The sequence below is a fragment of the Niveispirillum sp. KHB5.9 genome (genome assembly GCF_048066115.1).
In the GTDB taxonomy this organism is placed as follows: domain Bacteria; phylum Pseudomonadota; class Alphaproteobacteria; order Azospirillales; family Azospirillaceae; genus Niveispirillum.
Window position 1 is genome coordinate 39,163 of sequence record NZ_JBLTYX010000002.1, and the last position, 26,245, is coordinate 65,407.

Below are 26,245 nucleotides of genomic sequence, written 5' to 3' on the forward strand. Positions count from 1 at the left end.
CATGTCAGCAACGATACGGCGTGCGAACAAATCACCAAAGGCGTTTGTACTGATACTATGCATCGGCAAAACTGATCGATCAGATCACCCGCCCGCCTTCACCACCTGCTGGTCGATGGCACCGAACAGGCTGACGCCGTCATTCAGCGCTTCCATGCGCACCCGGTCGCCGAAATGCATGAAGCCGGTGCGGGCCGCCCCTTCATCCAGCAGTTCGATGCCGCGCCGTTCGGCGATGCAGCTCGACCCGATCTCCCGGTAATTCTCGTTCGACACGGTGCCGGACCCGATGATGGTGCCGGCACACAGGTCGCGGGTGCGGGCGGCATGGGCGATCAGTTCGCCGAAGCAGAAACCCATGGCCCCACCATTTGCCGCCCCGAAACGCTTGCCGTTCCAGTCAACCAGAAGGTCCAGATGCACGCGCCCATCCTCCCAGGCGTCGCCCAACTCATCCGGCGTCACCGCGACAGGGGCGGCGGAACAGGCGGGCTTGGCCTGGACCCAGCCGAAACCGGTGGCCATCTCCGCCCTGCCCGTGGCGCGCAGAGACCAGTCATTGACCAGCAGCAGCAGCTTCACATGGCCACGCGCCGTGGCCGCGTCCGTGCCCAGGGGCACATCATCGGTGATGACGGCGAACTCGCCTTCAAAATCGATGCCATCCGCCTCCGTCGGCAGGGGCACGGGGGCGGTGGCCGGAATGAAGCGGTGGGACATGCCCTGATACATCAGCGGCCGGTCGGACTGCGGATTGCTGATGCCGAAGACCTTGGCCATCAGTTCGCCATGCGCATGGAAAGCCGACCCGTCCAGCCATTGCCAGGCGCGCGGCAACGGCGCCAGCGCCCGGGCGGGATCGAAAAGGATGGCATCGGATACCGACCCGGCATTCAGCGCATCGGACAGGACCTGAAGGCGCGGGGCAACCCCGTCCCAATCATCCAGGGCCTGCTGCATCGTATCGGCGATACCGGCGGCCGGCACCGCGCGGGAAAGGTCGCAGGCGACAACGAAAAGCCGCCCGTCGCGGGTGCCATTATCAAGGCTTGCCAGTTTCATCCCGGTTCCCTTGGGAATTGAAGAAGGGATTCCTGGCATACGCAGGATGCGGCCGGTCTTTAAGTCGGTATTACCGAAGCCTGGTATCGGCGCCGGCGATACAACCACACATAGGCACCTCGCGGGCAGGGCGATCTACGCAACCGGGGTACCGGTGATTTCCACACAGGTTCCATCCGGTGTGGCAACCACCGCTTCGTAAAAGCCGTCGCCCGTGACACGTGGGCCCGACAGAAGCAAACCGTCAGTCCGGCATCGCGCCGCCAGCCTGTCCACCGCTTCCCGGTCCCCCACGCAGATGGCAATGTGATCCCAGCCCACCATGTCCGTATGGAGCCGCCTTTCTTCCAGCCAGGGGGCCGTCATTAGTTCGATCTGGCCGCCACAAGGAAGCCGCGCGAAACGCGAGACGAAGCCGGGGCGGCGATTGCTGTGATAGGGCTCCCCCACATCGGCGTCGAAATGAAGCCGCCAGAAATGGGCGGCCGCTTCCAGATCCCGGGTCCACAGCGCGATATGGGCGATCGGCATGTTTCTTCCTTCACAGAGCGGGGGAGAAAACCGGTCCGGCGGACGCCATCATGATCGTGGCACCGGCCTGTTCCAGGGCCGCCACCATCCCGCATGGCGCGTCATGCTCAACGACAAGCCGGCCCAACCGGGCCACCGGCGTCACACGGTGCGGGGACCGCGTGTCCAGCTTGTCGCTGGTCACCATGGCCACGCACGTGGCGCTGACCGATATCAGGACGCGTTTCAGTGTCGCGTCGGCGAAATCCACGGTGCTGATGCCCATGGCGGCCGATATGGAACACGCGCCCAGGAAACAGCGGTTGATATTCATGCGCTCCACGGCCTGCAGGGCCATGGCATCGACAGCGCCCCCGATGATCGGATCAACGGCCCCACCCACCATGATCAACCTGATCTCCGGCCGGCGCAGAAGCACGGTGGCGATGTCGATGGAATTGGTGGCAACCGTCAGATCGGGAAGATCAGGCAGGAATTCCACCAGAGCCAGGTTCGTGCTGCCATTGTCGATGAACAGGAATTCGCCGGGTTGGATCAGCGACGCCGCCGCGCGGGCCAGCAGACGCTTGCGATCCTGCTCTTCGCCCATGCGGGCCGACATCGGGCCGGCGCCGGGCGTGATCGGCAGCGCACCACCATAGACCCGCCGGCAAAGCCCATCTGCGGCCAGGGCACGCAGATCACGGCGGATCGCATCCTCCGAAACCGCGAATTCCACGGCCAGGGCGGCAGCAACAACCGCCTGCCCCTGGGCAAGCCGGCCGGCGATGATGTCACGTCGTGCGAGAGGGATGTCCGTCATGATAATCACGCACTAACATGCAATATTTCAAATGGTCAATGGATAATCATGCATAATCAAGAATCGGTACTCTCTTTATTTTACACGATTTTCCGCTTCGGCCGCGCGATCCAGACGCCCTGGACCTGCTGCCGGCTTTCGCGGATTTGTTTCAATCGCCGCCGCGCGACGGGTTGACGGCCATGATCGCCGCACATATGGTACCGCTATCAAGAATAATAGTATGACTAATCTGGGAGAGAGCCATGAAGAAGCGGGGCGGGGGCCCACGGCATCCTGATCCAGACATCGCCAATCCTATCCGACGGCCCTGAACAGGCGGGACCGGTCGGACGGTAATCGCGGCCCCTTGAAAGGCCGCAAGAAAAGCAGCGACATGACACCGGTAGCATTTGATGGTGCACGAACCGGAAGCCCCTTATCCACCAGCCTGCTGCACGTCCGTAAACCAGCACCCCTTGCCGCCCCGGCGCCGGCCTTGATCTCGTAGACCAACAAGAACATTGATGAGAGGGAACCCAGAGATGACCGACATTTCCCGCCGCAATGCCCTGAGCCTGGCCCTGATGGGCGGTGCCGGTCTAGCCGCCGGCCCCGCCGCCGCTGCACCAGCGGCACCCCCTGCGGCTGCCTGCATTCCCCCCGGCAAGCCGGGCGGCCCGCAATGGGCGCGCGGGCTGGACAATCAGCGCAAGCCCGACCTGGGCGACGGGCGGTTCTTGAACCCGCTGATGTCCGGCGACCATCCCGATCCGACGATCTTGAAGGATGGGAAGGATTATTACATGACCTTCTCCACCTTCGACAGCTATCCGGGGCTGGTGATCTGGCATTCCCAGGACATGATCAACTGGCGCCCGGTCACGGCGGCGCTGACCAAATATATCGGGTCGGTGTGGGCGCCGGAACTGACCAAGCACAACGGCCGCTATTTCCTGTACATCCCGGTGAAGGGCAAGCCGGACGGCACCTATGTCATCTGGGCCGACAGGATCGAGGGTCCGTGGAGCGAGCCGAAATATCTGGGCCTGCCGGGCCATATCGATCCCGGCCATGCGGTGGGCGAGGATGGGTCACGCTGGCTGTTCCTGTCCAAGGGCGACCGTATCCGCCTGTCCGATGATGGTCTGTCGACGGTGGGGGAACCCGAGCATGTCTATAATCCCTGGCGCTATCCCGAAGACTGGATCGTGGAAGGGTTCGCGCCGGAAGGGCCCAAGATCACCCGGCATGGCGAATATTATTACATGATCACCGCCGTGGGCGGCACGGCCGGCCCGCCGACCAGCCATATGGTGATCGCGGCACGGTCGAAATCCATCCATGGCCCGTGGGAGAACTGCCCCCACAACCCGCTGGTCCGCACCAGGGATGGCGACGAATATTGGTGGTCGCGCGGCCATGCCACCCTGGTGGAGGGGCCGGCCGGCGACTGGTGGACCGTCTATCACGGGTTCGAGAACGGGTTCTGGACCCTGGGCCGGCAGACATTGCTGGACCCGGTGGAATGGACCGACGATGGCTGGCTGCGGATGAAGGGTGGGGACCTGTCGCAGCCCCTGCCCGCCCCCAAGGGAGGCAGCAAAGGGCCGCACGGCATGGCCCTGTCGGATGATTTCCAGACGCTGAGCATCGGTACAAGGTGGAACTTCTTCAAGCCCGGTCCGGATGAGGGCAAGCGGGCAAGCGTATCGGGTGGGGTGCTGTCCCTGGTGGCCAGTGGCGCGGCGCCCAAGGACAGTTCGCCGCTGCTGCTGGTCGCGGGGGATACGGCCTACCGGTTCGAATGCGATATCGAGATCCAGGCGGGTGGCGTGGCCGGGCTGCTGCTGTTCTATGACCAGCAGCTTTATTGCGGGCTGGGCTTCGATGAGCAGCGGTTCGTCACCCACCAGTACGGGATCGAACGCGGGCGGCCGGCCAATCCGCATGGTCGCAAGATGCGCATGCGCCTGACCAACAACCGGCACATCGTCACCTTCGACACCAGCAATGACGGCGGCAAGAGCTGGGCGCGGTTCGATCGCGGCATGGAGGTATCGGGCTATCACCACAATGTCCGCGGCGGGTTCCTGATGCTGCGGCCCGGCCTCTATTCGGCCGGCGCCGGCACCGCGAAATTCACCAATTTCACCTTCAAGGCGCTGTGAGCATCAGTTCAGCCCGGGGGACGGGCGGCATGCAACACGCAACCGCGGCCAACGCGCTACCGTGACAGCAGCCCCCGCACCTTCAGCCAGGTATGGAACTGGCCGGGCCACAGGTCGCTGGTGGTGCCCTGGATCTTCATGCCGAACCCATGATCGCCGCGTTCATAGAAATGCAGTTCCACCGGTGAGCCCGCTTTCTGCCATGCCTCCACCAGACCGAAACCGCTGCGCCCGAACAGCGGATCGTCGGCGGCCAGGGCCGTGAACATCGGTGGTGCCCCCGCCGGTACGGAGACATGGTTGGTCGGGCCGTAGATCAGGCCCACGAAATCGGGGCGCGCGTCGGGAAGGTTGGCCAGCGTCACCTGCAGGGCCGTCATGGCACCGGCGGAAAAGCCGATCATGCCGACGCGGGCCGGGTCGATCTTCCATTCACCGGCCTTCGCACGGACCAGACGCAATGCCTGCTGCCCATCGGCGATGGCCAGGGGCTGGTGGATCGGCGGCACCTTGTCGGCCCCGGCCCTGGCCGCCGCCCCGAACCGTTCACCGGCGACACGCAGGAAGGCGGCCGGGTCTTCGTCCAGCCGGTATTTCAGGACGAAGGCAGCGATGCCCTGATCGGCCAGCCATTTGGCGACCTTCCATCCTTCCTGCTCCATGGCCAGCATCATATAGGCACCGCCCGGCGCCACGATCACCGCCGCCCCCGTCGCCTTGGCCGGATCGGGCAGGAACGGCGTCAGCGTGGGCCGCGTCACATTGCGCACCACTTTGTCGCCGAAGATCAGGTTCCATTGCTCGACCTGACGCGCGCCCTCCGACCCCGGCGCCACGCCATTGTAAAGCGGGACGGCGCCCGCTTCCGGCGGTGCCGGGATCGGCGTGGCCGTCACGTTCTGTGGGAAGCCGGGCGGCTTTTGCTGTGCGACAGCCGGCAGACAGGCCAGGAGGAATACCAGGGCAAGGGCTGATACCGTCTTCATTCTATCCCCCTCAGGTGACCTCATAGACGCGGATGATGGCCCGGTCGGGCCGGCGCGCGCCCACGCAGATGAACAGGCTTTCGTTCAGCCAGCGGTGCGGGCCGTCGCCGACTTCGAACGCTGGCGTGGCGCGGAAATAATAGTCGCGGGGGCTCATCGCCTCCCCCGCCATCAGCCGCCGCATCACATCCGGCGGTGCCCGGCGCAGGCTCCGGTTCTCCACCCCGATGACGGCACCGTCACCGGCCTGCAGCCAGTGGCAGGCATGGACGCGCGTCAGGCCATCGGCGGGGCGGATGCCCTGCCAGTCGGCCCCACCCGGCATCACCCGCCCCGCCAGGCGCGGTCCCGCCACGCGCCCGCCGGTGATGGGCACGATACGCCGACGCAGGCCATCGACCGTGCCCTGTTCCTGCACCGGTCCCAGTTCGACATCGATCTGGAAGGCAAAGGACAGGCCGGGTTCGGGATAATCCTCCGCCGCCCCGGCCACCGACGCCACAGGGCAGGACGGCACCAGCCCGCACCAGCCAGCAGCAGCCGGCGCCGGTCCAGCAACGGCCCCGGCATCAGAAGCGGGTTTCCAGGGAAACGCCCAGAGTCCGCCGCCCCTCGCGCACATTCCAGTTCACGTAATTGCCGACATTGGCAAAGGGCGTGGCCAGGATGGCGGCCTTGAAATTCTCATCGAACAGGTTGCGGGCGAACAGGCTGATCCGCCAGGCATTGTCGCTGTCGGACACGCCCACGGATGCATTGAACACGCCGTAGGATGGATGCTTGGTATCGGTGTTGCCCACGGCGTTGAAGGTCTTGGACCGCCATGCGTAATTGGCCGACAGGTCCGCCACCAGACCGGCGAACACGTCCTGTTCATAGGCGAAGCCCAGATTGTAGGTGACCTTCGGCGCATTGGCCAAAGGATTGCCCTTGGCCTGATAGAGCGGAGTGGTGGCCGTGGAACCGGGCGCGTTGCACTGTGCCGCGATGGCCGCCGCCCCCTGCTGCTGGATATTGTTGGGGCACGAGGTGAGATAGTCGGTGAAGACCGCGTCGGAATAGGCGATGGCGGCATTCAGGCGCAGCTCGCGCGTCACCTGCAGGTTGCTTTCGATCTCGAAACCCTTGGTGCGCAGGCCGCCGGCATTCTCCGTCACGAACTCGTTGTTGCGCAGCACGGCGGTCTGCAAATTCTTGTACTTGTCGTGGAACAGGTTGCCGTTCAGCGTCAGGCGGCCTTCCATCAGGGTGGTCTTGGCACCGATGGTGAAATCATCCACGGTCTGCGGGTTCACCTCCGTCCGCGTACCGCTGAGGCCGGAGAAGGTGACGGTGGGGCCCAGATAGCCACGGGCAAAGGTGGCGAACAGCATCACATCCTCGACCGGCGTATATTCGCCGCCAAAGCGGCCGGACACGCTGGCATCCGTCACCTTGCCTTTTGACAGGGCGCGCGGCGCATAGGGCACGACACCGGCCGGCAGGGTCGTGTCGATCTGGGAGAAGCTGCTGGCTTCCACCCAATCCTTCGTTGCGCGCAGGCCGCCCAGCAGGCGGAAATCATCCGACAGGCGCAGCTTGCCATCGGCAAAGGCCGCCGCCCCCTCCGTCGTCGTCTCCCCCTGCGACAGACCGGCGGTGATGGACACGGTGACGGGGGCAAAGGGCAGCGCCGGGCGCAGCAGGGCGCTTTCACCCGTGTTCGTCACCTTCTGGCGGAAGATGTAAAGGCCCGTCACATATTCCAGGCTCTCGCCAGACGGTGAGGTCAGGCGCACTTCCTGCGAGATCAGGGAGCGGTTATTGCCCACGCGCCGCGCCTCGAACACCGGCAGCGGGCTGGCATCAATGGAATAGAGGCCGGGCTTCTCATCCTGGCGGCGCCAGGCGGAAAGTGCCGTCAGGCTGTAATCGCCCAGGGCCCAGGCCAGTTCCAGGGAAGAACCGAAATTCTCCACCTTCTCCGACCCGCCGCCATTTTCCACCGACGATTCATTGTCGAAGGACGGGGTGACGCCCAGGGTCGCCAGGTTCACGCCCGGCGGGTTGAACTTGGGATCGCCGGCCGGCACCTTGTTCAAGGTCCAGAGCTGGCCCGGCCCCTTCTGGCTGCGGCGCGAATAATCGCCGATCAGGTAGGCGCTGAAATTGTCGCTGACATCCCATAGCAGCTTGGCGCGGCCGCCGGTGCGCTTGTTGGCCCCCCACATCTCGTTGCGGACGACATTCTTGACGAACCCGTCATGGCGGCGGTCGAAGGCATAGACGGCCATGGCCAGATTGCCGGCCAGCGGCAGGTTCAGGTTGCCATGGATATCCGTCTCGTCCAGCGAGGCGTAGGAGGCGAACAGGTCTCCCGACGCGGCCGTCGCATCGGGCCGGCGGGTGGTGATGGAGATGACGCCCGACGACGCGTTCTTGCCGAACTGCGTGCCCTGTGGACCCTTCAACACCTCCAGCCGTTCGATATCGCCCAGGCTTTCCACCGGGTTGCCGAAGCCGATGACGACGCCATCCACCACCGTGCCCACCGGGCTTTCGGACGCGCTGGCGAAGCCGCCGGCATTGCCGACGCCGCGCAGGCGGAAACCGGCATCATTGGGGGTGGAGCCGAACTGCACGCCGGGCGTGGTGTACTGGATATCGGTCAGGTCCTTGATGCCGGTCTCCTGCAGCTGTTCCGCACCGATGGCGGTGACGGCCAGCGGCACTTCCTGCAGCCGTTCCTGCCGGCGGGACGCGGTGACGACGATCTCCTCCAGCGTGACCGCCTCCTGTGCGGCGGCAGCCGGGGCCAGACCGGCCAGCAGGGCGATGAGGGCAGCGCCGGCATGCAGCGGCGAACGGACAAGCGTGTTCATGGTTAAAGACCTCCCTTTTGATTTTGTTTGCGGGCCAAGCCGGGGCCGTTTCCGGCCGGCGGGGCGGTCGGATCGGGGAGAGGCTTGCCGGATTTTCAGATGATGGGTGCGGCTTGCTCAGACGCGCCGGATCGGTGCCAACGACCGGATCATGTTGTTCCTCCCCTTGGGCGGCCCGTTTACCGGGTTCCTGCCGGTGACGCGGTCACCAAACCTTTTCACATCCCATCCATAACAGAGGCCCGTCCCAACCGGTCATTTTCATTCAACATCATGTGTATTTCGCAAAATGATGATTGAACGCGGGGAACTATTTCCCGGATTGATCCATCCCCGCCGCCACGTCGCGCATGAAGGTGCGCATCCAGGCCATGCCGGGATCGGACGAACGGTGCTTGTGCCATTGCAGCATCTGGGTGAAGCCCCCCAGTTGGATCGGCAGTTCCAGCAGGCGCAGCGGCAGACGCCGGGCCCAGATATTGGCCGACCGGCGATGCATGGTGGCGATCCGGTCGGTGCCGACCACGGCATCGGCCACCAGGGTGAAATTGGGGGCATAAACGGTGATGTTGCGCCGGAAACCGCGACCGGCCAGCAACTCGTCATCGATATGCGGCACCTTGGTCGGCCCCATGCTGGTGCCCACATGTTCCAGGTTCAGATATTGTTCCAGGGCGATGGTGTCGCCGATCTTGGGATTGTCCTGCCAGCAGACACAGACGAAATCATCGCGGAACAGCGGCTCGCGCGGATATTCCTCCACCGTGCGCTTCTCCGGCACGATCAGGAAATCGGCCACACCCTGGCGCAGATGCTCGGCCGCATTCTCCGTGGTCAGCACGGTGCGCAGCCGGATACCCGGTGCGCGCTCCCGTAGGCGCCGCACCACCTCCGCCACGAACACCAGGAAGGCATAATCGGATGTGATGACGGTGAAGTTGCGCTCCTCCGTCGCCGGGTCGAAGCCGGCGCGGCTGGTGGAGATGCGTTCCAGTTCCACCAGCGTGTCGCGCACCTGGGCGCCCAGCATTTCCGCGAACGGCGTGGGCACCATGCGCCGTCCCACCTGCACGAACAGCTCATCCTCGAAATATTCGCGCAGGCGGCGCAGCGCGTTGCTGACGGCGGATTGCGTCATGTTCAGCTGCTGCGCAACCTTGCTGACGCTTTCCTCCGCCAGCAGCTTGTCGAGGATGACCAGCAGGTTCAGGTCAAGCCGGTTGAAACGCATTATCCACCCTGGGACTTCTTGTCATTGGCCCCAGCCTAGCCGTTCCCGCCGGGCAACGCCATGCGGACCAGCCGCACGGGGCCGACCAGGCCGGACGGCAGAAGCGGCGCCTTGGGATCGGGATGCAGCAGCGGATGGGTATTGGCCGTCACCCGCACCCCGCCAACACCCAAGGCATCACCGGTGATGCGGTTGGGCCAGAGATTGCTGACCGCCACCTCCACCTTGTTGGTGCCGGCCTTCAGCAACGGCCCGACATCGACGCGATAGGGCGGCTTCCAGGCGATGCCGGCCTCCCTGCCGTTCACCCGCACGGTCGCCACCTCATACACCCGGCCCAGATCGATCCAGGTTGGCTTGCCCAGCCAGGATGCCGGAACCTTCACGTCCGTGCGATAAGTGGCGGTGCCGGAGAAATGCCGGACAGCCGGGTCGGGCAGATCGTTCCACAATCCCAGCTTGGGAAGAAGGACGCTGTCCGGCATGGCCTGGGCCTTCGGGAAGAACAAGGTCCAGGCACCGGACAGCGCCAAGCTCTCCGCCTCCACCGGCGCGTTCACCGTGCGGGACGCTGCCACCGCCGCCCCGCGCTGCACGACGAACAACGCCTGATGCGGGGCCAGCGACAGCGGTACCAGGGTGCGACCACCCTCCTGGCGATACCCCGCCGGCTCCACAGCACCGCTGTCGGCATGCCACAGGGCGACATCCCGCCCGTCGCCGCGCAGGGAAACGGTCAGTGCCTCCGCCCGGCCCTTCTGGTTGGCGATGAACCAGATATCGGCCTCATCGGTGCGCCGGTGGGCCCAGGCGATGTCGGCATCCCCTTGCATCACCAGATCGGGTGCCTGCCCCAGATCCGCCATGGCGGCGGCGATATCGGCGACGGGGTACAACCGGCCCTTGCCGATGGTGCGCGGCGCCGTGGCCTGGACATCGGCCCCCCAGATCTCCGTGATCAGCGAAGCGACCTGGGCCGGATCATCCCCCAGGCTGGGGCTGCCATCGGGACGCGCAGCGAGCACAGCCGCCCCCTGGCCCAACAGGTCACGCAGCCGGGTCAGGGCGGAAAGGGTCAGCCCCTTCACCCAAGGCGGAATGACCAGCAGCCGGTAGCTGGCGCCCGACGGGGCCACCAGCCGCCCATCCTTCACCGACAGCAGTTCGGTCAGGGCGTCACGCCCCACGAAATCCAGCCGGTATCCGGCGGGTACCGTCAGCGGCAGCCGGTCCGGGTCGGGTGCCGACAAAGCCGCCCCCTCCCCCGCCAGCCAGACGATATCGGCGACATCGCGCCCCTGCTGCATCAGGAAGGAGGAGCGGGAGAGATATTCCATCCACGGCCCCGCCTGTTCCGCCCAGGTCTCGTGCCGTGTGAAATATTGCCCGAACGGCCCCAGCGTGATGCCGGGGCGCAGATCGTCGGATGGCTGATGGACCGACGTATGGACCACGAACCGGTTGACCCCGCGCGCCAGGAACCGGTCGGCGAACGGCTTCAGCGCCGCCGGCGTCGCCGTGAAGGGCGGCATGAAGGGCAAGGCAGTGAACGCCTCCGCCGCCACCAGGTTCTGGCCATAGAAATGCGCGGCGGACGCGGCCTCCGCGATGTCGCTGGTATGCGACGGGTCGGACGGCGCACCCGGCGGCATCTGCCAGAATTCGCCCATGGGAATATCGGTATAGCGCTTGTTCAGGAAGCCGTCGCCGGTGGTCGGCAGGCGGGTGCCCATCGCCTCCCCGTAATAGCCCAGGCCCATTTCATGGGCGAAGTCGCGGATGGTCTTGAAATGCGCCTCGGCCAGCAGGTCGGCGATGGTGCGGCGGAAATCCCAGAGGAAACGCTCGCTGTCGGCCGCGGAACCCAACACCCGGCCGGTCAGGACGGGCAGCCAGGGCAGCATGTCGTATCCGCGCCGCCCCTTGAACTCCGCCGGCAGGGCCGGGGTCCAATTGGCCTGCCCCGCCTCCCAGCTGTCGGTCAGCAGGTTCTTCAGGCCACGATTGCCGCGCAGTTCCTTCAATGCTGTATCGATGGGACCCAGATAGCCCTCCAGATAGGCGCGGACGGCGGCTCCATCCAGCTTGTCCACCTCGAACCCTGTCCCCTCCGGATCGGCCGGGTGGTTCTTGATGCCGGTCAGGGAATATCCCAGGCGCAGCACCTGCCAGCGCCCCGCTGGCGGGGTCCAGTCCAGCGTGCCGTCGGATTTCATGCGACTGGTCAGGTCCATCACCTGATCCCGCGCGGGGGCGGCGGGCGCACTGATGCCGGCATCATAGGATCGCGCCGTGTCATAGGCGGCCTTGGCCTGCCAGCGATCAACCATCGCCTCCGTCTCGAACCGGATTTCGGTGACGGCGTGCACCGTCTGCTGCGGCATGCCGGGCAGGGCCAGCGCCTGCGGCGGGATCGGATCCAGGCGGAAGCGCCAGCGCTTGGAACTGGCCTTGGGCAGCGACACCGTGCGCACCGGAGCCGATGCCGGAAAGGCCACCACCTGCTGCGGGTCAATGCGCACCAGTTCGCGGAAGGTGCCGGTATCGTCCGCCACCTCCACCAATCCGCTGGGCGACAGGGCGTTCAACGGGTCCTCGATGGCGGCGGCCAAGGTCAAGGCCGGCAGGCTTACCGGCCGGTCGAAGGCATATTCCACCCAGGCCAATTGCCCGTCCGGCGTCTTCTGTTCCAGCCGCAGGGGCGTGGCGTAGCTGCCATCGCCCAGGATGGCGGCGTCACCGGCACTACTGCTGATGCGCGGCTTCAGGTCGGACAGCGGTACCACCCCGTCGGGCAGGCGATAGGCGATGATGGCCACATCGGCATAATGGGTCGGGTCCGGCCCGTGCGGGGCGGCCGGCGGCCGTGTCCGCGCACCCGGCACCGGCGGCGGGGGCGGCAGGCGCAGTTCCGGCGCCGGCGCCATATCCTGGAACGGGCCGTTGCCGGTGGGCGGGGCCGGCAGCCGACCTTGGAACCGTTTGCCGCCTGTGACAACCGTCTCGCTCCAGACCAGCTTCTTCATGGCCTGCTCCGGCCTGACCCAGGGACCACCCGTCTCGCTCCACCCGGCCGAGGCGGCCATGGTCATTTCCAGGCCCAGCGCGTCGGCGCGCTCCGCCGTGTGCCGGACCATGGACCGCCATTCGGGGGAGAAGAACACCACCGGCCGGTCGACCAGCAGCGGGGTTTCCAGATTGCCGGAGAACAGCTGGAACCCGCCGATGCCGACCCGGCGCATCCAGGCCAGGTCCTTGTCGATGCCGTCGGCCGTGACATTGTTGCCCAGCCAGTGCCACCAGACGCGCGGCCTGGCGCTGTCGGGCGGGGCCTGGAACCCGTCGCGCATTGCATCGGCAGCCAGGGCGGATGTGCCGGACAGCAGGCAGGCGGCCAGCAGGATCATTGCCTTACGCATGGATTTCCCTCCCCAGGCCGCGCAGCGACCAGGATGTGACGGCCAGGGCGATCACGGCACCCAGCGGCATTTTCAGATAGAGCACCTGTGCCCAGTCCAGCCCCTCCACCCCGCGCAGCAGCAGGCTTGCCGCCGGCACCACCAGGGCGGCGGACAGCAGCGCCAGCCCCGCGCCGCGCAACAGGATGAAACGCACGGACAGGACCGGCGTCAGACGGCGACGGTTGATCAGGCTGGGCACGACAGAGCCCATCAGCGCGATCATGAAGGCGGTCGGGATCAGATCGATCACCAGCGCATCGACCGCCACAAGTTCCACCCCATGAAAGGCAAGCCAGGTGAAGCCCAGGTTCAGTGCGCTGTTGATGGCGATGCTGACCGCAACCTCCCGGACCAGAAGCCCGCTCACGCCGCACCGTTACGCTTGGCGATGGCGCCCAGATAGGCGGCACTGGGCTTGGGCGTGCGCTTCATCGTGGTGCGGTCCACCGCGACCAGCCCGAATTTGGGCCGGTAGCCGAATATCCATTCGTAATTGTCCAGGAACGACCAGTGCAGATAGCCCTTCACCGGCACACCATCGCGCACGCAGTCGCGCATGGCGGCGACGGCCGCGTCAATATAGGCGATGCGGCGGGTGTCGTCTTCGGTCGCGATGCCGTTTTCCGTGACATAGACGGGCTTGCCGGTGGCCGCATGGGCATAGCGGACGGTGGCACCCAGGGCCTGGGGATAGAATTCCTCCCCCATCTGGGTCAGTTCCACCCCTTCCGGCGGGTGCATGATGCCTCTGGCGTCGAACCGGTTGCGGCCATAGGTCTGCACGCCGACGAAATCGTCGGCCTTGGCCGCCTCCAGCCAGGCATCGTTCAGATAGGATCGCACCGCATCACGCTTGCTCCCCTCCCCCACCGCCTGATCATCGACGATGGCCAGCGACACGCCGACGGGGAAGCTGCCCGGCCCCGCCTTGATGGCAGCGACACCCTTGCGGTGGCCGTCGAGCATATTGGGCAGCATGGCATCCTGATCGCCGAACTGCGCGGCGGAGAAGCGGGTGGAACCGGCCAGGGCGGCCGCCCCCTGCATGGCCTTGCCCATGTCGGCGACGATGGGCGGGGGCAGGATGACGCGCAGCAGCCGGCCCAGGTTGGGCTCGTTCAAGGTGGTGGCGATGCCGGCGAATTCACCCACCGCCTTCACCGCCGCCTCGCAGAAGCGGGCGAACCTGTCGCCCGATCCCGCCACTTCCCACCCGCCCTGCTTGGCGAACCATAAGGGCGTGGTGAAATGGTTGAAGGTGATGGCCGGCGCCATGCCCTTTTCCCGGCAGGTGGCGGCCACGCGGCGGTAATGGTCCAGTGCCTTGACGTCGAACCTGCCCTCCTCCGGTTCGATCCGCGACCATTCCAGGGAGAAGCGGAAGGCGTTCAGGCCCAGCCGGGAGGCCAGTTCCAGGTCCTGTTCATAGAGATTGAGGAAGTCGCACGCCTTGCCCGACTTTTCCGAAAACGGGCCGGGCGACAGCTGTTCCAGATGCCAGATGTCGCTGTTGCTGTTATCGCCCTCCGTCTGGTGGCCGGAAATGGCAGCACCCCAGAGGAAATCCTTGGGAAACGCAATGCCCGCGGCCCGGCCCGGCAGTGCCGCCAGGGCCGCCCCCGCCGACATGCCGGCCAGCAGCGCGCGGCGCCCGATGCGATCATTGGTCAACATGGCTGATCCTCCCTGGTTCATCATTCATTGTTCGGGCGGCGGCGGAAACGGAACACGCGTTCGGCCTCCCCCAATGCCGCCATGTCCTTGCCGGAAATGCCCCATTGGTCGATGCGGTTGGGCGGCCAGGACCAGTCCTCCGGCGTGCCCGTGCGATAATCCTCGCCCACCACTTCCACCGCGGTGGAGAATTCGACGACGGCACCGAAGGGCGCGATGAAATAGGCGAAGACATTGGCGCCCGGCCCATGCCGGCCCGGGCCCCAGGCCGGCACCATGCCGACATCGCGCAGCCGCCCGATACCGCGCATGACGGCATCCATATCCGCCATCTCGAACGCGATATGGTTCAAGGAGGCAAAGCCGGCACGGGCGAAGGCGATGGAATGGTGCGAGCTGTTGCAGCGCACGAAGACCATGCCCTTGGTCCGGTCCGAGACACGGAAACCCAGCATATCTTCGGCAAACCGCGCCGTCGCCTCCGCATCCACGGCGTTCAGCACGACATGGGTCAGGCGCACGGCCCGGTCGGGGAACCCCGCCACCGGCGCCACCCGCCCGGCACCGGCCAGAAGGCGGATGACCGCCCCGTCCGGCAGGGACAGCGTGATGCCCGCCCCGGCACCGGGATCGGCGGACGACACCTCCGCCACCGCCACATCGCGCTGTGCGGCGCGCAGGCGCACCGCCTCGATCTCCTCCGCATTTGCCAGGAAGGTGACGGAGCGGACCAGCGGATGATCGGCGCGGTGCAGGCCCACCAGATAGGGCTGGTCCCCCGATCCGCGCAGGTAGCTGCTGTCGGTATCCCCACCGGCATCGCCCAGGCCCCATGTGCCGGTCAGGAACCGGGCCGCCCCGTCGGGATCGGGCAGGTCCAGTTCGATGCTGCGCAGTTCCATGGCCGGTCTCCTTGCTTCAGGCGGCACGGGCGGCGGGAACACCACCGACCAGATCGCGGACCAGGTCCCAGGCCAGCCCGGTGATCCCGCCCGCATCCGTCGCGATGCCGTAGATGTAGAAATCCGGACGCAGCAGCACGGCCGCCGCCCCGTTCGCATCGAACCAGCGCGACAATTGTCCCTCCGGGTCCGACAGCCCGTCCTGCCCCACCTGCCATACCGTGCCGCCAACCACCCGCCACAGGACCGGCAGTGCGGGCATGCAAGCATCGGCGCGCAGGATCAGGCGCCAGCCGCCGCCGGTGATATCGTCCAGCAACCGGCCATCACCATCGCGTGGCTGGATGAAGCGCTGTCCGGCGCCCGGCCGCACGATGCCGGCGGCAATTGCCGGGATCAGGTCGGCGGCGGTGCGCGGCGGGCCACCGGCCATCTGTGCCCGGATGGTGCGGTCACGCTCCGCCGCCTTGTCGCGGTCCAGCACGCAGATATAGCGTCCGGCCGCCACGGCGGCACCGATGACGCTGCGCACATGCGGCTCGCGTTCCGGCTGATACGTATCAAGCAGCGCGTCCGGCGCCTGACCCTTCAGCACCATGTCCAGCTTCCAGGCCAGATTGGCCACGTCGCGGAAACCGTGGCACATGCCCTGGCCGAAGAAGGGCGGGGTCTGATGCGCGGCATCGCCGGCCAGGAACACATTGCCCACCCGCCATCGTTCCGCCACCAGCCCGTGGAACCGGTAGGTCGCACCGCGCACGATGCTGTGCGGCACACCCCGGACCCAGGGTGCCAGCAGGCCGGCGACCCGCTCCGGCCGCATCATCTCCCGGTCATCCTCGCCCGGCAGCAGCATGAATTCCCAGCGGCGCAGGTTGCGCGGACCGGGCACGATGGTGGCGGGCCGCGACGGATCGCACATCATCACCGACAGGCGCTGCAGATCAGCCTGCGGCGGCAGTCCGGCGATGGACGGAAAGGACAAGGGCCCGTCGACCTCCGCATCCACCACCAGCCAGGGTTCCTCGAACCCCAGATCATCCAGCCGCACGCCCAGCAACTTGCGCAACGGCGAACTGGCGCCGTCGCAGGCGATGGCATGGCGGACGGTGACACGGCTTTCCACCTCCCCCTCCTGCAGGGTCAGGACCACCTGGCCGCCCGCCTGCTCCAGCCGCGTCAGCCGGCAGCCCAGGCGCAGTTGCACATGGGCAAACCGCGACAGGCCGGCACGCAGGGCGTCTTCCAACTCCGGCTGGTAGAAGAAATAGTCGTTGGACCAGCCGAAGGGCCGCGCCTGACCGCCCGTGCCCATATAGCGGATGACCCCGCCATCGGCCCCGACATGCAGATGCCCGTCCGTATCCCGCATCAGCGGCAGGATCGTTCCGGTCAGGCCGATATACTGGAAAATCCGTACCATTTCGTGATCGATATGAACGGCGCGGGGCAGCGGATGGGGGCTGGCGGCCTGTTCCACCACCAGGGTGCGGATGCCGCGCCGTCCCAGCAGATTGGCCGCCAGCGCCCCCACGGGGCCGCAGCCGATGATGGCGACATCGAATTCCATTACCGCCCCCCGACAAGATGCAGTCGCAGAAAACGCAGCAAATCGGGGGCCAGCTGGGCGCTGAAGCCGCCCTCTTCCGCCGGGTCCTGCTCGCTGAACCAGAAATGGGTGGCGCCCAGGACGGGCCGCCCACGGACGGGAAAGCCGGCCTGGCGCAGGGCGGTCAGCATCCCCTCGCTCTGTCCCGGCAGCACATCGCTATCATGCGTGCCCCAGGCCAGCAGGACCGGCAGTCCGTTGCCCACCCGCCGCACCTGCCGCAAGGGCGAGGCATCGGCATAGAGGCCGGGATCGTCATAGGGATCGGCGCCCAGCATGCGTGCCGCCGCATCCTTGCCCGGCCCGGCATTGCCGGCAAGATCGGCCTGCCAATGGCTGAACAGGTCATAGACGCCATAGATGCCGACCAGGGCGCGCAGGGAAGGCAGCGACGCGTCGCCATCGGCCTTCACCGGCGCCCTGTCGCCGGCCAATGCCACCAGGGCGGCCAGATGCGCCCCCGCCGATGCCCCCAGAAGGGCGATGCGGTCGCCATCCAGCCGCAGTTCCTCCGCCTTTCCGGCGATGAAGCAAAGGGCTGCACGCACATCCTGCGCATTGCCAGGAAAGACCGGCCCGGCAACGGCCCGGCGGTAATCGATGGCGAACAGCGCGATGCCGCGCGTTGCCAGATACCGGCCCCAGCTACCCAATGCCGCCTTGTCACCGCGCAGCCAGGCACCACCAGGCACGGCCACCAGCACCGGATGCGGCCCCAGCCCGTCCGGGCACCACAGGTCCCCGACCAGATCGCCACCCGGATGGGCACCGAAGACCAGGCTTTCCGGCCTCATGCCGCCACCGCCGGCGCCTTGTGGAAACGGCCGTCCAGCATGATGGCCGACAGGCGGCCCTTGTCCTGCAGGATGCGGACATCCGCCGTCGGATCCCCCGCGACCAGCAGCAGATCGGCCAGATAACCCTGTTTCACCAGCCCGACCGGCAGGTCCATGATCTGCCCGCCCAAACCTGTTGCCGCCGCCAGCGCCTCTGCCGGGCTATAGCCGAACAGGGTGACGAAATGCTCCAGATCGCGGCCGTTGCGGCCGTTGGGATTGAAGGGAAAGCCGTAATCCCCGCCCGGCAGCACCCGCACGCCGCGCTTCTTCAGTTCCGGGATCAGGCGCGTGGCGCGCTCGATGACGGGCTTGGCACTTTCCTTCATGGAACTCATGTCGATATGGGGCGGGGGCTTGGCCTCCAGCGTGGCGACGATGATGCCGATGGCCGGGGCCATGAAGATGTCGGCCTTCGCCGCCTCCAGCATGTCCACCGCCTCCTCCTCGGCATAGGTGCAGTGGTAAAGGACGCGCACCCCGTGCCGCAGGCCCATCTTCACCGCGTCGGATGCCTGGGTATGGGCATTCACCCACAGGCCCTGCTCCCGCGCCCGCTGGCACGCCGCCGCGACTTCCGCATCGGTATAAAGGATATGCTGCGACGATCCCGGCAGCAGCGCATCCTCCCCCGACAGCAGCAGTTTCACGCTGTCGATGCCCAGGCCCTTGCAATGGTCGATGAAGCCGCGCATGGCCTCGGCCCCGCGGCCATGGTCGATATGGCCGGTTTCCACCCCGTCGCCGCCGGGCGGGCTGCGTTCAATGGTGGACGCACGCAGGCGGGGGCCGGGCAGATGGCCGCCCGCAATGTCGTCGCGCAGCACCACCTCCACCCGCTCCCCCAGGGCGCCGGCGGAATAGACGCTGGTGAAGCCATGGTCCAGCAGGACGCGGGCATTGCGCGCGGCGGCCAGGGTCATCTCCTCCGGCGGCAGTTCGAACCGGTGGATGATGCGTTCCACCGATGACGGCCAGGTCAGGTGGCCATGCGCCTCCACCAGGCCCGGCATCAGGGTACCGCCCTTGCCATCGACCAGCGCCGCGCCCTCGCGCGGCAGTTCCGGGTCGCGGCCCAGCCGCGCCACGGCGGCGATGCGCCCGTCCGCCACCAGCGCCTCACCCCGGAAACGGTCGGCCCCGGTGCCGTCGAAAATCCAGACATTGCTGAACAGGTGCCGCATGGGCAGCCTCCCTCATGGCCCGTGTTCACGGGCGAATTTCCCTGTTCGCGGCCGGGGCGTGCCCGGCGCGTCGATCGATATCCATGTGGCTTGGCGAGAGGTCAGGCCGGCAGGCGTGCCGTACGATCCCGATATGTCGGCTGCAATTTTACCTCCCTGGCCGTCCCCGGTTCATCCGGGGATCGCTTCACCGACCCCACTATCAACACAGGGCGGGGCAAGTTTGAAATTGAATGGGTAAATTCGATGCATCACCGTTTTGAATGCGACGCGACCTGAAGCGGGCACCCTATGCCAGCGCCGCAAGAAGCGTTGCGATAGCAAGGAAGCTTGTCACCGCCATGACCAGTGGCAGCCAGCGCGGCCGCCAGGTGAGGATGGAGACCGGCACAAGCCCCGCCACCGTGGTCAGGGCAACCCATTCGACCGGGGCGATGGTGATATCAGTACGCAGGAACGCCGCCGCCAGCGACAGGGCCAGGAACAGCCAGCCGCCGGCCCGCCAGCGCGTTTCCTCCGCCGGCCGGGGAAATCGGCCCCGCACCTCGGCATGGTGGCGGGAAAGTGACAGGCCAAGGAAACAGCAGCCCAGCAAGGCCAGCAGGAACATCGCGACCATGCTCATTTCCTCATTTGCTCGCGGCGATGCAGGGTACCGGCGATCAGCAGCAGCCCGCCGCCAATGGCCAGGAAGGCCAGGTCGAACGACGCCATCAGCCCGTCGCCAACGGCCAGGTGCCTGAAGTTGGTGGCCAGGTCGACCAGTGGCAGCAGCAGATACACAAGGCCGGCAATCCCGAACCCTTCCACCCAGGCCCGACGCGCGGGACGCAACAGTGCCGGCAGGTGCATCAGGCCCCAGACCCAGAAGGTGGCCGCCACCTCCATCCCGGCACGCCCCGCCAGATCGGCGGGCAGCAAGCGGTTGGCCAGGAAGAAGCAGGCCATGCCGGCCGGCAGGCCGGTGATGGTGCCGATATTCAAAATCTCCACCAGCCGCTGGCCCAACGGCAGCTTACCCGACACCGGCATGGGTGTACGCCGCTTCACCGCCCACAGGACAAGGCCCGTGCCCACCATGGCCGTGCCCATCAGGCCCGACAGGAAATAGAGCCAGCGCAGCACCGGCCCCGCGAACCAGCCCACATGCAGCCCCACCATCACCGACCCGGTGGTCACCGCCGGGCCGGCCGGTCCAGGGTTGGTGATCAGGCGCCCATCGGTGCCGCCATAGACCAGCGGGGCGTTCCATACGCCCAGTTGGCCACCGCCATCGCGGTAAAGGGCGATGCTGGCCGCCGCATCGCCGGGATGGAACACCACGACCCGGCCGATGCCAGCCCCCTGCCATTGCCGCCGCGCATCGCGCAGCAAGGGGCCGATATCGGCCAGGGGCGCCTTCACCCCGGCGGCTTCACCGGGCACGGGATCGCGGAACGTCTCCCGCTGATAATCATCCGGGTTCGGATAATTGGCCATGATGCCCCAGGGCATGTAGAGCACGACCAGCGTCACCAGCCCCGTATAGGTGATCATGGCATGGAAGGGCAGTGCCAGCACGGCCATGACATTGTGCGCGTCCAGCCAGGAACGCTGTCCCTTGCGCGGGCGGAAGGTGAAGAAATCGGCGAAGATGCGCTTGTGGGTGATGACACCGCTGATGATGGCGGCCAGCATCATCATGGCGCAGGCCCCGGCCAGCCAGCGCCCCCAGGGGCGGGGCAGTTGCAGCTGGAAATGGAAGCGGTAGAAGAATTCCCCGCCGCGCGTCTCCCGCACTACCGCTGGCGCGCCCGTGGCCCCGTCCAGGGTCACGTCGCCGAACGTGCCCGCCGCATCGCGCCAGAAGGCATGGATGCCGGCGGTGCGGCCGTCGGGCACCATCACCGTCCATTGCCTTGCATCCGGTGCCGCCCCCGCCAGATGGTCCAGCGCCGCCAGGGTGGCGCGGTCGGGATCGGCGGCACGGGTCAGTTCCGGCTGCATCCAGGCCGTGATCTCCGGCCGGAAATAGCTAGCCGTGCCGGTCAGGAACATGGCGAACAGGATCCAGCCCGCCAGCAGCCCCGCCCATGTGTGCAGCCAGGCCATGGATTGGCGCAGATTATTCTTCATGGCGCATGCATCCCCAGCCCCAGATGGACGAACAGCGCCATGCCGCCCGCCAGCGGCAGGATGATGGCCCAGACGCGCGCCACGCTGCGTGCCGAGAAGGCCCAGAGCGCCACGGCGACGAACACCAGGAAGGAGGACAGCATGGCGGCATTGGTCACCTCCACCCTGGACAGCGGCAGAACACGGGCCAGGAAGGCGGTGGTGGCGGCGGCCACACCATAGCCGCCGGCAATGGCGGCCAGGGCCCGCAGGGCTACGTCGATCCGCTGTCGCGGGGTGGGTTTGACGGCTTTCCTGGCCATGCGGGCGCGGCTCCGGTTCACAATAACATTTCGATGATAATATTAATGAAGGTGGATTGACCATATCCATCCGCAATACGTTTGCGCCGGGAATGGAGTGCCGTAAATCGAATAGACATTATCACCGTAATGCGTAAAGATCACCGACCGAACAATGATGCCAACGGCACGTCACGGGGAACGGGTAAAGAATGGGTCAGCAGTCGGCGGCTGTTTCGGCATCCGCGAAACCCCGGTCAGCGATCAGCAATACCGGTTTCTTCGTATTGGCCTTCGGCAGCATCGTCGGGTCCGGCTGGGTCGTGGCCATCGGTGAATGGCTGCATGCGTCGGGGCCGCTGGGTTCCGTGCTGGCCTTCCTGGCCGGGGGCCTGCTGATGGCGCTGGTGGCCGGGGCCTATGCGGAACTGCTGGCCCGGCTGCCGCGATCGGGAGGCGAGTTCTATTTCGTCCAGAACGGTATCGGGCCGCGTGCCGGCTTCCTGGTCGGCTGGTTCACCCTGCTGCATATCGTCAGTTTCACGGCGTTCGAGGCCTTCGCCCTGTGCTGGTTCCTGGAAACCCTGATGCCGGCCCTGGGTTCCGTGCCGGCGCTCTATCATTCCATCGCAACGCCGGTCACCGCCGTGACCCTGGCCGTGGGCCTGACGGGGATCGCCACCATCACCTGGTTCAATTGCCGGGGCGCCCACCTGGCCGTGGGGCTGCAGCGCGTCATCACCTTCGGCTTCATCCTGATCTCGATCGTGCTGATCCTGATCGGCTTCACCTTCGGCGATGCACGCAACATCCAGCCGCTGTTCGCGGCACCGGCGGAGGGGGCGGTGCTGCCGGGCATGTTCTGGACATTCGCCACCTCGCTGCTGTTCCTGTCGGGCTTCCAGGGCACGGCCAACGCCATCGAGGAACGCCGTCCGGACACGACCATGGCCAGCGTCGCCCGCGCCCTGATCGGCAGCGTCCTGGCCGCCGCCCTGTTCTATGCCCTGATCGTGCTGGCCGTGTCGCTGCTGCGCCCCTGGCAGGGGCTGGTCGGGGAACCGCTGCCGGCGGCGGCGGCCTTCCGCGATGTGCTGCCGGGTGGCGGTGTGTCGACGCTGGTGCTGGTCGCGGCTATGATCTCCCTGGTCAAGACCTGGAACGCGCTGCATCTGGCCGCCTCGCGCCTGACCATGGCCCTGGCCCGCGACGGGCTGTTGCCATCGGATCTGGCCCGGATCGATCCGGTTTCCGGGGTGCCGCAGCGGGCGATCCTGGCCGTGGCCCTGGGCACTGTCCTGTGGCTGGGCATGGGGCGCGGCGCCATCCTGCCCATCATCAACATGTGCACCATCTGCGTCACCATCATCATGATCCTGTCGCTGGTGGCGCTATGGCGGCTGCGCGGCCGGCAGGCCGAGAAGCCGGCTTTCGTCCTGCCAGGCGGCAATCTGGTGCTGCTGGTCGCCATCGGCGTGGCCAGCCTATCCGCCACCATCGCCATCGGCGCCGTTTTCGACGGCAAGGGCGGCTTTCCCATCGAGATCCTGCTGCTGATCGGCTGGGCCGTCGCCGGGATCATCACCTCCCGCCTGATGAGGCATCGGCATGCTTGAAACCGCACGGCCCCCCGGCACGCCCGACCTGTTCGGTCATCCCAAGGGGCTGACCATCCTGTTCCTGACCGAAACCGCCGCCTATTTCTCGGCCTTCGGCATGCAGGCGCTGCTGGTCCTCTATATGGTGCAGTCGCTGGGTTTCGGGACGGCCAAGGCGTCGATGATCTTCGGGCTGTATGTCGGCTGCGCCAACCTGACCCCGCTGCTGGGTGGCTGGATCGCCGACCGCTTCATCGGGCAGCACCGGGCGGTGACCGCCGGCGCCCTGCTGATGGCGGCGGGGCATGGGGCGATGATCTGGAACGGGGGGCTTTATCCCGGTCTGGCGCTGGTGGCGCTAGGTAACGGTTTCTTCGCCACCTCCCTGGTCAGCCGCATCGGCGCGCTCTATGCCGCCGACGATCCGCGCCGTGACCGCGCCTATATGCTCTATTATCTGGGCATCAATGTCGGCAGCTTCGCCGCCCCGCTCTGCTGCGGCTGGCTGGCCCAGCAATATGGCTGGCATGCCGGGTTCGGGGCGGCGGCCATCGTCATGGTGCTCGGGCTGGGCTTCTACCTGTCCTTCCAGGGGCTGGTGCCGCGTGGGGGTAAGGCGTCGGCCCGCTCCAGCGGGGACGAGATGGCGCCACAGCGCGGTGCCATGCTGTTGCTGGCCGCCATCCTGGCCCTGGTCGTGCTGTTTCGCCTGGGGTACGAGCAGATGGGCAATTCCATCGCCCTGTGGATCGACCGGGATGTGAACCGCAACCTGGGTTCTCTGCTGGTGCCCACGCCCTGGTTCCAGTCGCTGAACCCGCTGTTCATCTTCCTGCTCTCGCCCGTGCTGGCCTTCTATTGGCGCCGGCGTGACGAGGGTGGGCGCACCATCGCGCCGCTGGCCAAGATGGCGACAGGTGCGGGGTTCGCGGCGGTCGCCTTCCTGGTGCTGGCCATGGGTGCCGCTAGCGGTGCGGCGGTGTCGGTCGGCTTCGTCCTGGGTTATTTCCTGCTGATGACGGTTGCGGAGCTGCATGTCTTCCCCATCGGTCTGGCCCTGGTTGCCCGCTTTTCCACCGACCGCAACCGATCGACCATGATCGGCCTGTGGTATTTCGTGAAGTTTCTTGCCAGCATGGCGGCCGGCGCGCTGGCGGCACTGGGTGGCCAGGTGCCGGCCACGATGTTCTTCGCCGCCAATGTCGCGCTGGCCCTGGTCGTTGCCGGCCTGATGACGGGTCTGTACCGGACAACGGCATCGCGCCACGATTTTTCAGCTCATTAAATATTATCATAGTAATGATAAATGAAACGGAGGATCGATCTTGGATGCGTTGACCGACGAATATTGGATCGACGGCGCGGCGGAGCTGCGGGCCCTTTACGGCGAACCCGACGAACTGCCCATCGCCAAGGTCCTGCCCCGGCTGGACGAACATTGCCGGCAATTCATCGCGGCCTCCCCCTTCCTGGTGCTGGCCACCCATAATGGCGAGGGGCGGTGCGACGCCTCCCCGCGCGGTGATGCGCCGGGCTTTGTCGATATCATCGATGATTGCCACCTGTTCATGGCCGACAAGCCGGGCAATGACCGGATCGACAGCCTGATGAACATCCTGCGTGCACCGGATATCGGCATGCTGTTCCTGATCCCCGGTGTGCGGGAGACGTTGCGTATCAACGGTACCGCCCGGATCACCCGATCCCCTGAACTGCTGGCCAGACATGCGGAGAACGGGCGCACGCCCAAGACCGGGCTGGTGATCGCGGTGCGCGCCGCCTATCTGCATTGCGGGCGGTCGCTGCTGAAGGCCAACCTGTGGAACCATGAGACCTGGCCCGAACGCAAGGTGGTGGCCACCGCCGGCCGCATCTGGGCCGATCACATCGCGCTTTCCAAGCAGATCGAGGAAACGTCCCGATGAAGTGCTTCCACGCGCCGGAACAGGCGCTGCACGCCCCCACCAGCGAGTTGAACCGCGGCACGATGGGCCCGCCGTTCGAGGCGGTGTCGCGGGCTGCCACCGTAGCCGATGCTCTGACCGCAGCCGGCTTCGGCCCATTGGCACCACCGCCGACCTTCCCCGATGCGATCGTCGCCCGCGTGCATGACGCTGGTTTCCTGGAATTCCTGCGCACCGCGCATGATCAATGGCAGGTATTGGGGCGCGACGGCGATGCCATGCCCATGTGCTGGCCCGGCACCACCATGTATCCGCTGCGCCCCGGCGCCAATCTGGATGCCAAACTGGGCCATTATTGCTTCGACATCATGACCCCGATCACCGCGACAAGCTGGATCGCGGCACGGGCGTCGGTGAATACCGCGCTGGCGGGGGCGCGGATGCTGGCCGATGGCGGCCAGGGCAGCGCCTTCGCGCTGTGCCGCCCGCCCGGCCATCATGCCGGCATCGCCGCCTATGGCGGATACTGTTTCCTGAACAGTGCCGCCGTGGCAGCACAATATCTGCGCGACAAGGGTGCCCGCCGGGTGGCGGTTTTCGATCCCGATTACCATCATGGCAATGGCACCCAGCAGATTTTCTATGATCGCGACGACGTGCTGTATGTCTCCATCCATGCCGATCCGCAGACCGATTTCCCCTTCTTCAGCGGCTTTGCCGATGAGGTCGGGATCGGCGCCGGCGAGGGCTTCAACCTGAACCTGCCGCTGCCGCGCGGCACGGGCTGGACGGAATGGGAGCAGGCGCTGGAGGCCGCGATGGCCGCCCTCACCCGTTTCGCCCCCGACGCCCTGGTCATTTCCCTGGGCGTGGACACGCTGGAGGGCGACCCGCTCTGCCATTTCCGCCTGCACAGCGACGATTTCGCCCGACTGGGCCAGCGTGTCGCGCGGCTGGGCCTGCCGACCCTGTTCGTGCTGGAAGGGGGCTATCAGTTGGACCTGATCGGGCGGAATGTCGTCCGCACCTTGCAGGGGTTCCTCAACCGATAGCCCCTA

Annotated in this window: 22 protein-coding genes; 5 read left to right on the forward strand and 17 right to left on the reverse strand. The window is 66.5% G+C overall.

Annotation, left to right across the window (positions count from 1 at the left end):
* Positions 1–84 precede the first annotated feature (84 nt).
* From ACM9HJ_RS04865 to ACM9HJ_RS04875, 3 genes are all read right to left on the reverse strand, one after another.
* On the reverse strand, positions 85–1,062 hold the full coding sequence (locus tag ACM9HJ_RS04865) for a fumarylacetoacetate hydrolase family protein (RefSeq protein ID WP_416570570.1): 978 nt from the start codon (positions 1,060–1,062) through the stop codon (positions 85–87).
* Positions 1,063–1,197: 135 nt separating this feature from the next.
* Positions 1,198–1,593, reverse strand: a complete 396-nt coding sequence (locus ACM9HJ_RS04870) for a VOC family protein (RefSeq protein WP_416570571.1) — start codon at positions 1,591–1,593, stop codon at positions 1,198–1,200.
* Between the two features lie 10 nt (positions 1,594–1,603).
* Entirely contained in the window at positions 1,604–2,395 is a 792-nt protein-coding gene (locus ACM9HJ_RS04875) for a DeoR/GlpR family DNA-binding transcription regulator (RefSeq protein WP_416570572.1), read from the reverse strand.
* A gap of 524 nt (positions 2,396–2,919) precedes the next feature.
* Between ACM9HJ_RS04875 and ACM9HJ_RS04880 the strand changes: the two genes are divergently transcribed.
* The gene (locus ACM9HJ_RS04880) at positions 2,920–4,545 is read left to right on the forward strand and encodes a family 43 glycosylhydrolase (protein WP_416570573.1); all 1,626 of its coding nucleotides are present in this window, start codon (positions 2,920–2,922) and stop codon (positions 4,543–4,545) included.
* Positions 4,546–4,601: 56 nt separating this feature from the next.
* Here the strand turns inward: ACM9HJ_RS04880 and ACM9HJ_RS04885 are convergent, their stop codons facing one another.
* From ACM9HJ_RS04885 to ACM9HJ_RS04950, 14 genes are all read right to left on the reverse strand, one after another.
* Positions 4,602–5,531 (reverse strand): alpha/beta hydrolase, encoded by a 930-nt coding sequence (locus ACM9HJ_RS04885; RefSeq protein WP_416570574.1) that lies wholly within the window; start codon positions 5,529–5,531, stop codon positions 4,602–4,604.
* Between the two features lie 10 nt (positions 5,532–5,541).
* A complete protein-coding gene (locus ACM9HJ_RS04890) occupies positions 5,542–6,048 on the reverse strand; it encodes a DUF3237 domain-containing protein (RefSeq protein ID WP_416570575.1) in 507 nt (168 codons plus the stop codon).
* A 52-nt stretch (positions 6,049–6,100) separates the two neighbouring features.
* The gene (locus ACM9HJ_RS04895) at positions 6,101–8,392 is read right to left on the reverse strand and encodes a TonB-dependent receptor (RefSeq protein WP_416570576.1); all 2,292 of its coding nucleotides are present in this window, start codon (positions 8,390–8,392) and stop codon (positions 6,101–6,103) included.
* Positions 8,393–8,702: 310 nt separating this feature from the next.
* Positions 8,703–9,623 carry a LysR family transcriptional regulator gene (locus ACM9HJ_RS04900; protein ID WP_416570577.1) on the reverse strand — a complete coding sequence of 307 codons (921 nt, stop codon included), beginning with the start codon at positions 9,621–9,623 and terminating at the stop codon, positions 8,703–8,705.
* 35 nt (positions 9,624–9,658) lie between these two features.
* Entirely contained in the window at positions 9,659–13,042 is a 3,384-nt protein-coding gene (locus tag ACM9HJ_RS04905; RefSeq protein ID WP_416570578.1) for a glycosyl hydrolase, read from the reverse strand.
* Positions 13,035–13,451 (reverse strand): hypothetical protein, encoded by a 417-nt coding sequence (locus ACM9HJ_RS04910; RefSeq protein ID WP_416570579.1) that lies wholly within the window; start codon positions 13,449–13,451, stop codon positions 13,035–13,037. The genes ACM9HJ_RS04905 and ACM9HJ_RS04910 overlap by 8 nt, the downstream gene beginning before the upstream one ends.
* Entirely contained in the window at positions 13,448–14,758 is a 1,311-nt protein-coding gene (locus ACM9HJ_RS04915; protein WP_416570580.1) for a glycoside hydrolase family 1 protein, read from the reverse strand. The genes ACM9HJ_RS04910 and ACM9HJ_RS04915 overlap by 4 nt, the downstream gene beginning before the upstream one ends.
* 20 nt (positions 14,759–14,778) lie before the next feature.
* Positions 14,779–15,660 carry a VOC family protein gene (locus ACM9HJ_RS04920; protein WP_416570581.1) on the reverse strand — a complete coding sequence of 294 codons (882 nt, stop codon included), beginning with the start codon at positions 15,658–15,660 and terminating at the stop codon, positions 14,779–14,781.
* 16 nt (positions 15,661–15,676) lie between these two features.
* On the reverse strand, positions 15,677–17,230 hold the full coding sequence (locus tag ACM9HJ_RS04925; protein ID WP_416570582.1) for a bifunctional 3-(3-hydroxy-phenyl)propionate/3-hydroxycinnamic acid hydroxylase: 1,554 nt from the start codon (positions 17,228–17,230) through the stop codon (positions 15,677–15,679).
* Positions 17,230–18,063: an alpha/beta hydrolase fold domain-containing protein gene (locus ACM9HJ_RS04930; protein ID WP_416570583.1), complete on the reverse strand. Its 834-nt coding sequence runs from the start codon at positions 18,061–18,063 to the stop codon at positions 17,230–17,232. The genes ACM9HJ_RS04925 and ACM9HJ_RS04930 overlap by 1 nt, the downstream gene beginning before the upstream one ends.
* Positions 18,060–19,289, reverse strand: coding sequence for an amidohydrolase family protein (locus tag ACM9HJ_RS04935; RefSeq protein ID WP_416570584.1), 1,230 nt, complete (start codon positions 19,287–19,289; stop codon positions 18,060–18,062). Before ACM9HJ_RS04935 ends, ACM9HJ_RS04930 begins: the two co-directional genes overlap by 4 nt.
* Before the next feature lie 289 nt (positions 19,290–19,578).
* Positions 19,579–19,908, reverse strand: coding sequence for a DUF3325 domain-containing protein (locus ACM9HJ_RS04940; protein ID WP_416570585.1), 330 nt, complete (start codon positions 19,906–19,908; stop codon positions 19,579–19,581).
* A gap of 2 nt (positions 19,909–19,910) precedes the next feature.
* Positions 19,911–21,404 carry a PepSY-associated TM helix domain-containing protein gene (locus ACM9HJ_RS04945; RefSeq protein WP_416570586.1) on the reverse strand — a complete coding sequence of 498 codons (1,494 nt, stop codon included), beginning with the start codon at positions 21,402–21,404 and terminating at the stop codon, positions 19,911–19,913.
* On the reverse strand, positions 21,401–21,706 hold the full coding sequence (locus ACM9HJ_RS04950) for an iron transporter (protein ID WP_416570587.1): 306 nt from the start codon (positions 21,704–21,706) through the stop codon (positions 21,401–21,403). The genes ACM9HJ_RS04945 and ACM9HJ_RS04950 overlap by 4 nt, the downstream gene beginning before the upstream one ends.
* A 191-nt stretch (positions 21,707–21,897) precedes the next feature.
* Between ACM9HJ_RS04950 and ACM9HJ_RS04955 the strand changes: the two genes are divergently transcribed.
* From ACM9HJ_RS04955 to ACM9HJ_RS04970, 4 genes are read left to right on the forward strand one after another with little or no spacing between them, the layout of a single operon-like run.
* Positions 21,898–23,301 carry an APC family permease gene (locus tag ACM9HJ_RS04955; protein ID WP_416570588.1) on the forward strand — a complete coding sequence of 468 codons (1,404 nt, stop codon included), beginning with the start codon at positions 21,898–21,900 and terminating at the stop codon, positions 23,299–23,301.
* Positions 23,294–24,568, forward strand: coding sequence for a peptide MFS transporter (locus ACM9HJ_RS04960; RefSeq protein ID WP_416570589.1), 1,275 nt, complete (start codon positions 23,294–23,296; stop codon positions 24,566–24,568). The genes ACM9HJ_RS04955 and ACM9HJ_RS04960 overlap by 8 nt, the downstream gene beginning before the upstream one ends.
* Positions 24,569–24,608: 40 nt before the next feature.
* Positions 24,609–25,208, forward strand: a complete 600-nt coding sequence (locus tag ACM9HJ_RS04965) for an MSMEG_1061 family FMN-dependent PPOX-type flavoprotein (RefSeq protein ID WP_416570590.1) — start codon at positions 24,609–24,611, stop codon at positions 25,206–25,208.
* A complete protein-coding gene (locus tag ACM9HJ_RS04970; protein ID WP_416570591.1) occupies positions 25,205–26,239 on the forward strand; it encodes a histone deacetylase family protein in 1,035 nt (344 codons plus the stop codon). Before ACM9HJ_RS04965 ends, ACM9HJ_RS04970 begins: the two co-directional genes overlap by 4 nt.
* Positions 26,240–26,245 lie beyond the last annotated feature (6 nt).